Origin of the sequence: Mesorhizobium sp. WSM4313 (assembly GCF_002294725.1) — a bacterium.
Lineage (GTDB): Bacteria > Pseudomonadota > Alphaproteobacteria > Rhizobiales > Rhizobiaceae > Mesorhizobium.
This window is the reverse complement of the sequence record NZ_NSFT01000003.1, coordinates 336240-348496: the sequence shown is the minus strand read 5'-3', so window position 1 is coordinate 348496 and position 12257 is coordinate 336240. Positions and strand designations below refer to the sequence as shown.

Genomic DNA, 12257 nt, shown 5'->3' with positions numbered 1-12257 from the left:
CGGAGATCATCTCGTCTCCCTCCGGCCGTGAGCCGGCGCGACTTGACGACCCTGATCACGAGAGGTGCCTCGCCGAATCGGGCACCCGCATTCCAGGAGAGCACGCCATGCGCAAGCTTATCGTGACCGCAGCTACCGCCGCCCTTCTCGCCTCCGGCGGCGCCGCGTTCGCAGCGGTCAAGCACACCACCGGCACCGTCAAGAGCTTTGACGGAACGGCCATGAGCCTTGTTCTGGACGACGGATCCACTTTCAAGCTGTCCAAGGCCTTCAAGGATCCCGGCATCCAGGCCGGCGAGAAGGTTCGCGTCTCCTGGGACATGAGCGGCAAGAACAAGATTGCCGAGGCCGTCAAGATCATGAAGTGAAGGCCTGCCCGTCAAAGGCAGATCGAGTTCTCAGGCGGCAAGGAAGGCGGGGCAGCACTGCTCCGCCTTCCTTTTTTGGAGAGAAAAGCAGTCTGCCGCGGGCTGCGATGCAACCGAAACCGGTCGCATGTGTTATGGTTTTCCAGCAGAACGAGGAAAGGAAAGTCCCATGAAGGAATTCCAATGCGGGTCGCTTGTCCCCGGCTGCGACTGGCATACGCGCGCCGAGGAAGAAGCCGAGGTGATGCGCCGTGCCGTCGAGCACATGCGCGAGACGCATGGCGAGACCGTCATCCGCGAGACGATGATCGAGGCGATACGCTCCCGCATCCAGAAGGTTCGCGACGCGGCCTGAGGGACTCCTCACCTTCGAACAGATCGACCGGTAGCGAAATCAGGACGGCTCAGGGCCTGAGCATGTTCCATCGCGAGTTGCGAACCAATTTGCCTGAGTCGATCCCGGAAGGTCCGGACCGGCCCGGCATTTCAAACAGATACTTATATTCGAGTCGTCTCATTTAAGTTTGCGGTAACGGAATTCGTGCCACCGTCGGGCAAATGATCCGGCTGCAGGGCTGGCCGAGAAACTCGCCGCCACCCAAGGCGCTGACCGGATCGGTGGGGCGAGGTGTTTCGCGCATGCGCGAACGATCCGGCAAGAGGGGCACATCGTGCGAGGCGGCGCTGCTGCTGTGCGCATGTCTCGGCGCGTCTCCCGCGACCGCCCAGGAAATGATGACCACCTCGCTGATCGGCATGCATCAGGGGTCGCCGCTGAGCGACCGTGCCCGAGGCCTCGGCGGTGGCGGCTATGAGCTGCAGAATGGAAGCTGGGTCTCATTCAACCAATGGTACCACACGAACTGGGTAGACATGCATGTCGACCTGCTCACCCAGGTTACCGAAAACACCGGCATCCTTTGGGGGTTCGGGACCGGCGAACAAGGCGACAAATACAGCATCGGGCCCAGCCTGAAGCTCGGTTTCCTCACCCAGACGCATCCGAATCCGAACAGCACCCTATCGCTGTCCGTAACGTCGATCATCGGCGGAAACCTCACCGAGAAACCTTGCCTGGCCGACTACGGGGATCTGGGCTCCTACAGTGTCAATTGCCGGCTCGCAGCCGGTGAGATGGCGCCGCAGGAAACCCTGAAATACCTGGTTAGCGCCAAGCCTGAGAGCATGCATCTGTGGCTGAATTATCGTCTCACTTTCTGATCGCCGGGAGCCGCGAATGAAAAGTCCATCTCGTCCCGAAACGCGCGATCGCCCGTCCTGGTTCTTGTTTGGCTGGAGTTGGAACATGTCTGCTGGTCACCTGAAATTCGGCCTCGTTGCCGCCCTTGCCATCCTTTCGGCGCCCATTGCCTCGGCGCAGGAGGGCCTCGGCGCGGACGAGACGGCGGCGCTCTGCCATGGCGGCGGCTCCATCTGCGTGAGCGCAAAGATACCGGTCGCGCGCACGACGCAAACGGTACAGAACTGGATGAGCCCCGACGTCGGCGCGGCATGGGCCGCCGGCTACAAGGGCAAGGGCGTCACCATCACCATGGTCGACGACTTCAGCAGCACCTCGCGCTTTTCCGGCAATTTCGGGATCGGCGTGCAGACCCAGCGACACGGCGAATGGACGCGCGAGGAAGCAAGCATGATTGCTCCCGCCGCGACCATCCGCTCCAAGGATTTCTCGACCGGCACGGCCGTTTCGCTGGCACGCGGCCTTAATGTGCTGAACCTGAGCTACGGCATGTACACAACCGCGGGCTACAGCGCGAACCAGATCTGGTGGGCTCCGGAGGAGTCCTCGATCATCTCCTACGCCACCAAAGGTTCGGCCATCGTCTCGAAGGCGGCCGGCAACGACGCGGTCGCTGTTGGCGGGGTCACTGGTGGCCAGCAGGACTATCTCGACCTTGCTTTGATCGGCAAACCGACCGCGATCTTCGTCGGCGCGCTGTCGACGAACGGAACCACAGCCAACAAGGCCCAGCTCGCCTGGTATTCCAATTATGCCGGCTCCGACCAGGCTGTGCAGAGCCACTTCCTGGTGGTCGGCGTCGAGGGTGACAAGACCGGGCTCTACGGAACGTCTTTTGCCGCGCCGATCATCTCCGGCTATGCTGCGATCATCGGCAGCAAGTTCACCAAGGCGACGCCCGTCCAGATCACCAACGACCTGCTCAATACGGCCCGCACCGACACGCTGGCCAATTACGACCCGTCCGTCTACGGCAAGGGCGAAGCAAGTCTCTCGCGCGCTCTCGCTCCTGTGGCCATACACTGACAGGCACCGGCCGTTCCGGCTCGTCTAGCTCTCCAGCGCCTGCGCGGCGCGTTCCACCAGCGCGCCGCGTTCCAGGGTGAAGCCGGACTCGACCCATTCCTTCTCGAGGTTCTTCAGCGTGGCGCCGAGCTTCGGTCCTGGCGACGCGCCAAGCGCGGTCAGGTCGGCGCCTTTTATCGGAAACACCGGCTTTTCCCATTTCAGCGTGAAATTGAGCAGGCGTGAAAAGCCGCCGGCTTCCATCATCGCCTGATTGTCCTCGACTGCGCGTGTCCGCGCGGCGGCAAGCGCCAGCCGAATGCGGTCGATATAGCCGTTGCGGTCGCCGTAATAGAGTTTCTTGGCCAGCTCGGTCTCCGTCGCCTTGGCATCCGGCGCGATGGTCAGTGCCCAATGCCGCAGGCGGCCGGCCTCGTCGTTCGACAATCGCAGCCGCTCGCCAAGCGTCTTCATGCGCACGGCATCGGGCGGGACGATCGCCTCCAGCCTCAGCACAGGATCGGCGGCCCAGCCGAGATCTTTTCCAGTTTTGACCAGGCCATGGATGGCGTCGATGCCCCACTTCTCGCTTTCCGGCAGCACGGCGGTGAGCACGCCTGCCTGGCGCATCCATAAGAGCGCGCGCGAGGGATCTGGAGCCGACAGCAGCTTCTTCAGCTCGGACCAGACGCGTTCGGCCGAAAGCCGGGCAAGTCCGTCCTTCAGCCTGGCACAGGCCTTCAGCCCTTCCGCGTCCGGCCGTCCGTCGCCATACCAGGCAAAGAAACGGAAAAAGCGCAGGATGCGCAGATAATCCTCGCGGATGCGCGCCTCCGCGTCGCCGATGAAACGCAGCCGCCTCCCCTCTATATCGGCGACGCCGCCGACGAGATCGACGACCGTGCCGTCCGCTTTGGCGTAGAGCGCGTTGATGGTGAAGTCGCGCCGCTCGGCGTCCGCTTTCCAATCGCGCCCGAAGATCACCTTTGCCCGCCGGCCGTCGGTCTCGACATCGGCCCTGAGCGTCGTCACCTCATAAGGCTTGCCGCCGGCGATCACCGTGATCGTGCCATGCTCAATGCCTGTCGGCACCGTCTTGAAACCGGCCGCCTCCGCGCGCCGGACCGTTTCCTCGGGCACGGTGGTCGCGGCGATGTCGATGTCGGCGACCGGCTGGCCGATCAGCGCATTGCGCACCGCGCCGCCGGCGACACGCGCTTCCTCGCCGCCCTGCTTCAGCGCGGCAAGAAGCTTCTGCAGATGCTTGTCGGCCAGCCAATCGGCCTTGCCCGAGAGTGACGCCTCAGCGGTCAACCATAAAGCCTTTCATAGAGCGTGCGGATTATGCCGGCGGTGACGCCCCAGATACGCTGGCCGCCATAGGGCATCTCGTAGAAGAACCATTCGAGCTCGTTCCACATGCGGCTGTCGCGCGCGTGGTTGGCCGGATCCATCAGGAAACTCAGGGGCACCTCGAAAGCCGCGTCGACCTCATCGGCATTGAGCGTCAGCAAAAAACCCTGGCGCACGATGGCAAGCACCGGCACGATGCGGTAGCCGCTGCCGGCGACGTAGTCGGGCATGCGGCCGATGATCTCGACGAAATCCCGTTCGAGGCCGATCTCCTCGAAGGTCTCGCGCAAAGCGGTTGCCTCGGGGCTTGCATCGGTCGCATCAATGGTGCCGCCTGGAAAGGCCACCTGGCCGGAATGGCTGCGCAGCTTCTCGGCGCGCTTGGTGAGCAGCACCATGGCGCCCTCGGCGCGGTCGACCACGGGAATCAGCACCGCCGCGTCGCGCAGCGGCTTGATGTGCTTGAGCCTGGGATGGCCGGGATTGAAGCGATGATCGCCGAATTCGTCGCCGGGGACGATCGCCGCTTGCGCCGCGACGCGCGCCCGAAAATCCGCGACCGAAAACGCCGCCGGCGTAACCTGGTCCATCACGCGCTCAGCCGCTTCAGTTTCTCGGCCGGCATGATCGGATAGACCTCTCCGCCCGAGCGAATGGCGAACATCGCCTTGCCGCCGATGTCGATCTCCTCGCCATGCTCGACCAACTCATACATCACCGGACGCGCCAACAGCGCTTCCAGTCGTCCGCGCACCAGCACATAGGGTTTCAGTCCGCCGGTTTCGTCCTCGTCGACGAAGCGCAGCGCATGGCCGGGGCCGGCGGCGACGACATCGCCGACATTCGTGCGGAAGGTGACAACCTGGTCGTTCCCGCTCCCGGACACGTTCATTTCGACGGCGATGAAGGGTGCGTCGACGACGCGGATCCCAACCCGCTCGACCGGCGTCACCAGATAGGTCTTGCCGTCGGCATCCTTGCGCAACACGCTGGAAAAGAGCTGCACCAGCGGCATGCGGCCGATCGGCGTGCCGAGATAGAACCAGGTCCCGTCGGCCTTGATCTCCATGTCGAGGTCGCCGCAGAACTCCGGATTCCAGCGCTCGACCGGCGCCGGCCCCTTGCCGGCCCGGGCCGCGCGGGAGATCAGCGCCTCCAGGCCGCGCGCTTCTGTGGCGCCGATCAGGCTCTGTTTGCTCAAGCTGTGCTCGCCAGCGCTCTGTTCGTCGGGCGTTTGTTCACGATGTTCGCTGCGTTCGGCCATGGTCACGAAATAGTCACTGTTGTCCCGATTGTCAGCCTTGTCCGCCCGAGTCTGTGATTTAAGTTCAATTACAGGCGCCAGGTGAGGCCGAATCGCGGCATTCTGCGGCATCGAGAGTGCAGGCCGGCATTTCCAACCACAAGGATCGAACGGCATGAGCGTGATGATCAAGGAAAGCCCGATCAGCGAAAAAGCGATGATCGAGGAAGCCGAAAAGGCGCTGGCCGATATCTCCAGGATCCGCGACGCGGTCGGCAGGGTGATCTTCGGCCAGGAGGCGGTCGTCGAGCGCACGCTGGTGGCTCTGCTGGCCGGCGGTCATGCGCTGCTGGTCGGCGTGCCGGGCCTCGCCAAGACCAAGCTGGTCGAGACACTAGGCATCGTGCTCGGCCTTGATTCGCGCCGCGTCCAGTTCACGCCCGACCTGATGCCGTCGGACATCCTCGGTTCCGAGGTGATGGAACAGGACGAGTTCGGCAAGCGCTCCTTCCGCTTCATTTCCGGGCCGATCTTCACGCAATTGCTGATGGCCGACGAGATCAACCGCGCTTCGCCGCGCACGCAATCGGCGCTGCTGCAGGCCATGCAGGAATATCACGTCACCATCGCCGGCGCCCGCCACGACCTGCCCGCGCCCTTCCACGTGCTGGCGACGCAGAACCCGCTGGAACAGGAAGGCACCTACCCGCTGCCGGAGGCTCAGCTCGACCGCTTTCTGATGCAGGTCGACATCCTCTATCCCGAGATTGAGGCGGAACGCCGTATCCTGCTCGAAACCACCGGCGTCGACGAAGCCAAGGCCGACAATGTGCTGCAGCCGGCACGGCTGAGGGAAATCCAGACGCTGATCCGGCGCATGCCGGTGCCGGAAAGCGTCGTCGAGGCGATCCTCAAGCTGGTGCGTTCGGCCCGGCCAGGCCAGGGCAATGCCGAGACGGACAAGCACGTCGCCTGGGGGCCAGGTCCCCGCGCCAGCCAGGCGCTCACCCTGTGCGCCCGCGCCCGCGCCCTATATGATGGCAGGTTGGCGCCCTCGGTCGACGACGTTCGCGCCTTGGCCGAACCGGTGCTGCAGCATCGCATGGCGCTGACTTTCGCCGCCCGCGCCGAAGGCACTTCCGTGCGCGACGTGGTGGCGAAGCTGGCAAAAGGCATCTGATGGGTCGAATAGGCGAGGTCCAGGCACCGGTTGCAACGCGCGACGCGCTCGCCCGTGGCCGGTTGCGGGCTTCACTGGTGCCGGACCTGCTGGTCGAGGCACGCCGTATCGTCAATACGGTGATCGCCGGCTGGCATGGCCGTCGCAAGCGCGGCATCGGCGAGAATTTCTGGCAGTTCCGGCCCTATGTCGAAGGGGATTCATCGCGCATCGACTGGCGCCGCTCCGCGAGAGACGACCATACTTATGTGCGCGACCGCGAATGGGAAGCCGCGCACACCGTCTGGCTCTGGGCCGACCCCTCGCCTTCCATGCTCTACAAATCGGCCGCGGCAAGCGTCTCCAAGCAATCGCGCGCGCTGGTGCTGGCGCTCGCCTTGGCCGAGCTCTTGTCGCGCAGCGGCGAGCGCATCGCCTGGCCGGGCCTGACGGATCCGTTCACCGCCCGCAACGGCGCCGAGCGGATCGCCGCCCAGCTCAGCCACGCCGCCGCGCTTCCGGCCAAGCCCGATCTGTCGGCCATCCGCCGTTTCTGCGACATCGTGCTGGTCAGCGATTTCCTCGATCCGGTCGAGGAAACCATGGCCTGGCTCGACGTGCTCGCCCGCCACGGCGTGCGTGCGCATCTGATCGAGGTGGCCGACCCGGCCGAAGAGACCTTCCCCTATGCCGGCCGCACCGAGTTCACCGATCCCGAGACCGGCGACAAGCTGACCGCCGGCCGCGCCGAGATGCTGGCCGAGGAATACCGCCTGCTTTACCGGGCCCGCCGCGACGAACTGGCTGCCTGGTGCAAGCGTCTCGGCTGGAGCTACACCGTCAACCACACCGACCGCCTCGCCTCCGAGGCGCTGGTGCGCGTCCACCTGGCGATGACCGCTGACGGCACCAATTTCGGAAGGGCGGTCGCATGAGCTGGCTGCCGCTTTCCTTCGGGGCGCCCATGGTGCTGTGGGGCCTTCTGGCCCTGCCGGTGATCTGGTGGCTGCTGCGGCTTACCCCGCCTAGGCCGCAAACGGAAGTTTTTCCGCCGCTGAGAATCCTCGCCCGGGTCCTGAGGCGCGAAGAAACCCCGCAGCAAAGCCCATGGTGGCTGACGCTGCTTCGGTTGCTGATGGCGGCGCTCATCGTCACGGCGCTGGCCGAGCCGGTCTTCAACCCGCGCGAAAAACTGCCGGCGGAGGGCGCCGCCCTGGCGCTTGTCATCGACAATGGCTGGGCAAGCGCCGCCGACTGGAACAAGCGCGTCGCCACCGCCGAGCGGCTGATCGCCGACGCCGGCTCGAACGGCGTGCCGGTCGTGATCGCCTTCACCGCCGAGAAGCCCAATGCCGAGATCGGCCCTTTCGACGCTTCGGGCGCGCTCGATCACCTGCGCGCCGCCAAGCCGCGGCCGATTCCTACCGACAGGCCCGCCGTCTACGCCCGCGTCGCCGCCGCGTTGGAGCGCCTGCCGGGCGCCAGCGTTGCGGTGCTCGCCGATGGGCTTGCCGCCAAAGGCGACGAGGCCGCTTTCAAGACGCTGCTCGAAAAGAATGCGACACGGCTGGTCTGGGCCACGTCCGACCGGCCTTCCGTGACCGGCCTGATCGGCGCCGACAACCAGGTCGATGGTTTCGCTTTGAGCGCCATTCGCGCGCCGGGCAATCCGGCGCCGGCGCAGGTCACCGCTGGCGCCTTCGACGACAAGGGCCGCCGCATCGCCGATGCGACGCTGACCTTCGCGCCGGGCGAAGCCACCGCCACGGGGACGATGGCGGTTCCCTTCGAGCTGCGCAACGACTTCGCTTCGATCGCGCTCGACGGCGAGCACCAAGCCGGCGCCGTGCGCGTGCTGGACGAGAGCTCGAAACGCCGCCGCGTCGGCCTTCTGTCGCAGGCCGAGGCCGACCAGGCGCAGCCGCTTCTGTCGCCGCTCTATTACATCCGCCGCGCCCTGCAGCCCTTTGCCGACCTGGTCGAGCCGTCGAGCGCCGATCTCGCCGACGCCATTCCGCAGCTTCTCGACCAGAAGCCGGCGATGATCATCATGGCCGACGTCGGCACCATCCCGGCGCAGGTCAAGCAGCGGCTGGTCGACTGGGTCGACAAGGGCGGCACGCTGGTCCGTTTTGCCGGTCCCCGCCTTGCCGCGTCCGGCAATGACGACGACCTTTTGCCGGTCAGGCTGCGCAGCGGCGAGCGCGCGCTGGGCGGCGCGCTGTCGTGGACGACGCCGCAGGCGGTGACCGAATTCCCGAAGAGCGGCCCCTTCGCCGACCTCTCGCCGCCCTCCGAGGTGACGGTGAGCCGGCAGGTTCTGGCCGAGCCGACGCCCGACATCGTCGAGCGTACCTGGGCCACGCTCGCCGACGGCACGCCGCTGGTGACGGGCATGAAGAAGGACAAGGGCACGCTGGTGCTCTTCCATGTCACGCCTGAGGCGACCTGGTCGAACCTGCCGATCTCCGGCAGCTTCGTCGAAATGCTGCGGCGTGTCGTGCAATTGTCGCGCAACCAGGGCGCCGCGATCGCCAATGCCGAAGCCGCCGCCGCGTCGCTCGCGCCCTACCGCATGATCGGAGCAGACGGCACCCTGACGCCGCCCTCGCCGGATGCCCGACCGCTGGTGCCCGGCGCCGGTCCGCTGCCGGTGACGCTGGAGAATCCGCCCGGCCTTTACGGCTCCGAGACCGGCGTCTTCGCGCACAATCTGCTCGATGCGTCGAGCACGTTCACGCCGCTGGTCCGTCCGCAGGTTTCGCTGCCGGTGACAGCCATCCCCTATGCCTTCGATGAATCGGAGAACCTGAAGGGGCCGCTGGTCGCCATCGCGCTGCTGTTGATGGTGCTCGACACTTTGGCCGTGTTCTGGATGGGCGGACTGCTGGCGCGCCGGCCGCGCCGCGCAGGCACGGCGGCGACCGCCGCGGCCGTTCTGGTCGTGCTGGGCGGCCTCTTCGGCCATGCCGATCTTGTCCGCGCCGATGATTCCAAGCCCGGCGACACCCAGGCGATCGAGGATATTTCGAAAACCCGCATCGCCTATGTCATCACCGGCGAGCCGGGCGTCGATTCGATCAGCCGCGCCGGCCTCGAAGGCCTCACCCGTTTCCTCATCGAAAAGACCGCGCTTGAGCCCGGGCCGCCGGCGGGCGTCGACATCGCCAAGGACGAGCTGTCATTCTTCCCGCTGATCTATTGGCCGATCGATGCGACGGCGCCCATGCCCAGCCAGGCGGCGATCGCCCGCATCGACGCCTATATGCAGCAGGGCGGCACGGTTCTGTTCGATACGCGCGACCAGTTTTCCAACGGCATCGGCGCCGGCTCGGCAAGCCCGGCGACCGAGCGGCTGCGCGACATCCTCGGCAATCTCAACGTGCCGCCGCTGGAGCCGGTGCCGTCGGACCACGTGCTGACCAAATCCTTCTTCATCCTTCCGGAGTTCCCCGGCCGCTTCAACGGCAGCCCGCTCTGGGTCGAGGCCTCGCTCGACGCCAGCAACACCGAGAACCGGCCCGTGCGCACCGGCGACGGCGTCTCGCCGATCATGATTACCGCCAATGATTTCGCCGGGGCCTGGGCCATCGACGAGAACGGCGATCCGATGCTGCCGACCGTGCCGCCGGACCCGATGCAGCGCATCTACGCGCTGCGCGCCGGCGTCAACATCATGATGTACATGCTGACCGGCAACTACAAATCCGATCAGGTGCATGTGCCGGTGCTGCTCGAACGGCTGGGGCAGTAGATCATGAACTGGTCCATCTCATTCGAACCGCTTCTCTCCTGGCCTCTCTTCGGCCTGCTCTTCGTGCCCCTGCTTTTGCTGGCGCTGGTCGGCCTGTGGTTCCGCCAGCGCGGCTCGGCATTGCGCTTCATCGCGCTGCTCGCACTCGCCGCTTCATTGCTCAATCCCGTTTTCCTCGCCGAGGAGCGCGAGGCGCTGAAGAGCGTCGTCGCCCTCGTCGTCGACCGCAGCCAGAGCCAGGACATCGGCGACCGCACCAAGCAGACCGACGAGGCGCTGGCCGGCCTGCAGCAGCGTCTTGCCCGCTTCAAGCAGTTCGATGTCCGTGTCGTCGAGGCCGGCAAGTCCGAAGCCGCCGACGAGCGCACCGAAACCAGGCTGTTCAACGCGCTGGAAGGCGTCTTCCGCGACGTGCCGCCGTCGCGCATCGGCGGTGCCGTCATGATCACCGACGGCGAGGTGCATGATGCGCCTGCCGGCGCGCCGGAGTTCAACGCGCCGCTGCATGCGCTGATCACCGGCAACGAGCATGAGAAGGACCGTCGCATCCGCTTCGAGAACGCGCCGCGCTTCGGTCTCGTCGGCAAGCCGCTCGACATGACCTACCGCGTCATCTCGACGGAAGGCGACGGCGCTCCGGTGGACGTGCGCGTCTCGGTCAATGGCGAGCAGGTCTCGGTCGAGCACGCGACCGTCGGCCAGCCGATGAAGCTCTCGGTCACCATACCCAATGCCGGCCGCAACATCGTCCAGCTCGGCATCGACCGGGAGCCCGGCGAGCTGACTGACGCCAACAACCGGGCGATTGCCCTGGTCGACGGCATCCGCGAGAACCTGCGCGTGCTCCTGGTTTCCGGCGAACCGCATGCCGGCGAGCGCACCTGGCGCAACCTTTTGAAGTCGGACGCGTCGGTCGATCTCGTCCACTTCACGATCCTGCGTCCGCCGGAAAAGCAGGACGGAACGCCGATCAATGAGCTGTCGCTGATCGCTTTCCCGACGCGCGAGCTGTTCGTCGAGAAGATCAAGGATTTCGATCTGATCATCTTCGACCGCTACCAGCACCGCGACGTGCTGCCGATCCTCTATTACGACTACATTTCCGAATATGTCGAAAAGGGCGGCGCGCTGCTGATTGCCGCCGGCCCCGAATATGCCGGCGAGAACTCCATTGCCCGCACGCCGCTCAATGCCGCGCTGCCGGCCATGCCGACCGGCGAGGTGGTGGACAAGGCCTTCTACCCGCGCCTGACCGATCTCGGCCAGCGCCATCCGGTGACGCGCGGGCTCGACGGCTCGGCAAGCGAGCCGCCGCATTGGAGCCGCTGGTTCCGCACCATCGGCGTCAAGAACCCGGAAGGCGAAGTGGTGATGAAAGGCGCCGACGATCGGCCCCTGCTCCTGCTCGCTCGCAAGGGCGAGGGCCGTGTCGGCATGCTCCTGTCCGATCAGGGCTGGCTGTGGGCGCGCGGCTTCGAGGGCGGCGGGCCGCATGTCCAGCTTTATCGCCGCATCGCCCACTGGCTGATGAAGGAGCCGGAACTGGAAGAAGAACGGCTAACCGCCGACGGCCGCGGCATGATGCTCGAAATCCGCCGCCAGACGATGAGCGACGATCCCGGTCCCGCCCAGGTCATCACGCCGTCCGGCAAGGCGGTGGCGGTGAAGCTCGAGAAAGCCGAGCCCGGCATTTTCACCGGCAGCTTGCAGACCGGCGAGATCGGCCTTTACCAGATCGGCAATGGCGACCTTACCGCGCTTGCCCATGTCGGCCCGATCAACGCGCCGGAATTTTCCGACGTGATCTCGACCGAGGATCGGCTGAAGGCGCCCGCTGAGGCGACCGGCGGCAGCGTGCGGCGGCTGGCTCCGTCGTTGACGCTCGGCAATCTCGCCGGCGGCTTGACACTGCCGTCGATCGTTCCCGTCCGCTCTTCAGCGGCCGCGTCGGGCGACGACTGGATCGGCCTGCGCACCACCGACGACAGTACCCTCAAGGCCGTGTCGCGCGTGCCGCTGTTCGGCGGTTTCCTCGGCCTCGGCCTGCTGCTGCTCGCCATCGGCTCGATGTGGTATCGCGAAGGGCGGTGACGCCACCTTCTTCCTTCTCCCCT

The 12257-nt window shown here is 65.9% G+C and carries 11 protein-coding genes; 8 read left to right on the top strand and 3 right to left on the bottom strand.

Annotated features, from left to right (window positions below; genetic code table 11):
* Positions 1-107: 107 nt before the first annotated feature.
* The 4 genes from CK219_RS09490 to CK219_RS09475 all read left to right on the top strand — a co-directional run bounded on the left by CK219_RS09490 (position 108) and on the right by CK219_RS09475 (position 2655).
* Positions 108-368: a DUF1344 domain-containing protein gene (locus tag CK219_RS09490; RefSeq protein WP_095766498.1), complete on the top strand. Its 261-nt coding sequence runs from the start codon at positions 108-110 to the stop codon at positions 366-368.
* A gap of 169 nt (positions 369-537) precedes the next feature.
* Positions 538-723: a DUF1059 domain-containing protein gene (locus tag CK219_RS09485; protein ID WP_095766497.1), complete on the top strand. Its 186-nt coding sequence runs from the start codon at positions 538-540 to the stop codon at positions 721-723.
* A 203-nt stretch (positions 724-926) separates the two neighbouring features.
* Positions 927-1589 (top strand): hypothetical protein, encoded by a 663-nt coding sequence (locus CK219_RS09480; protein ID WP_224524597.1) that lies wholly within the window; start codon positions 927-929, stop codon positions 1587-1589.
* Positions 1590-1674: 85 nt separating this feature from the next.
* Complete coding sequence (locus CK219_RS09475; protein WP_095766496.1) at positions 1675-2655, top strand: S8 family serine peptidase; 981 nt, start codon at positions 1675-1677, stop codon at positions 2653-2655.
* 24 nt (positions 2656-2679) lie between these two features.
* On the opposite strand, the gene CK219_RS09470 is transcribed toward CK219_RS09475, so the two are convergent.
* The 3 genes from CK219_RS09470 to CK219_RS09460 are packed head-to-tail and all read right to left on the bottom strand — an operon-like array spanning position 2680 to position 5362.
* A complete protein-coding gene (locus tag CK219_RS09470) occupies positions 2680-3948 on the bottom strand; it encodes a CCA tRNA nucleotidyltransferase (RefSeq protein WP_095766495.1) in 1269 nt (422 codons plus the stop codon).
* Positions 3945-4577 carry a CoA pyrophosphatase gene (locus CK219_RS09465; protein WP_095766494.1) on the bottom strand — a complete coding sequence of 211 codons (633 nt, stop codon included), beginning with the start codon at positions 4575-4577 and terminating at the stop codon, positions 3945-3947. The genes CK219_RS09470 and CK219_RS09465 overlap by 4 nt, the downstream gene beginning before the upstream one ends.
* Positions 4577-5362 (bottom strand): DUF1285 domain-containing protein, encoded by a 786-nt coding sequence (locus CK219_RS09460; protein WP_224524592.1) that lies wholly within the window; start codon positions 5360-5362, stop codon positions 4577-4579. Before CK219_RS09460 ends, CK219_RS09465 begins: the two co-directional genes overlap by 1 nt.
* Positions 5363-5405: 43 nt before the next feature.
* On the opposite strand from CK219_RS09460, the gene CK219_RS09455 reads away from it, so the two are divergent.
* From CK219_RS09455 to CK219_RS09440, 4 genes are read left to right on the top strand one after another with little or no spacing between them, the layout of a single operon-like run.
* Positions 5406-6410, top strand: coding sequence for a MoxR family ATPase (locus CK219_RS09455; protein ID WP_095766493.1), 1005 nt, complete (start codon positions 5406-5408; stop codon positions 6408-6410).
* Positions 6410-7324: a DUF58 domain-containing protein gene (locus CK219_RS09450; RefSeq protein ID WP_095766492.1), complete on the top strand. Its 915-nt coding sequence runs from the start codon at positions 6410-6412 to the stop codon at positions 7322-7324. The genes CK219_RS09455 and CK219_RS09450 overlap by 1 nt, the downstream gene beginning before the upstream one ends.
* Positions 7321-10143, top strand: a complete 2823-nt coding sequence (locus CK219_RS09445) for a DUF4159 domain-containing protein (protein ID WP_095766491.1) — start codon at positions 7321-7323, stop codon at positions 10141-10143. Before CK219_RS09450 ends, CK219_RS09445 begins: the two co-directional genes overlap by 4 nt.
* Positions 10144-10146: 3 nt before the next feature.
* Positions 10147-12234, top strand: a complete 2088-nt coding sequence (locus CK219_RS09440) for a hypothetical protein (protein WP_095766490.1) — start codon at positions 10147-10149, stop codon at positions 12232-12234.
* Positions 12235-12257: the final 23 nt, after the last annotated feature.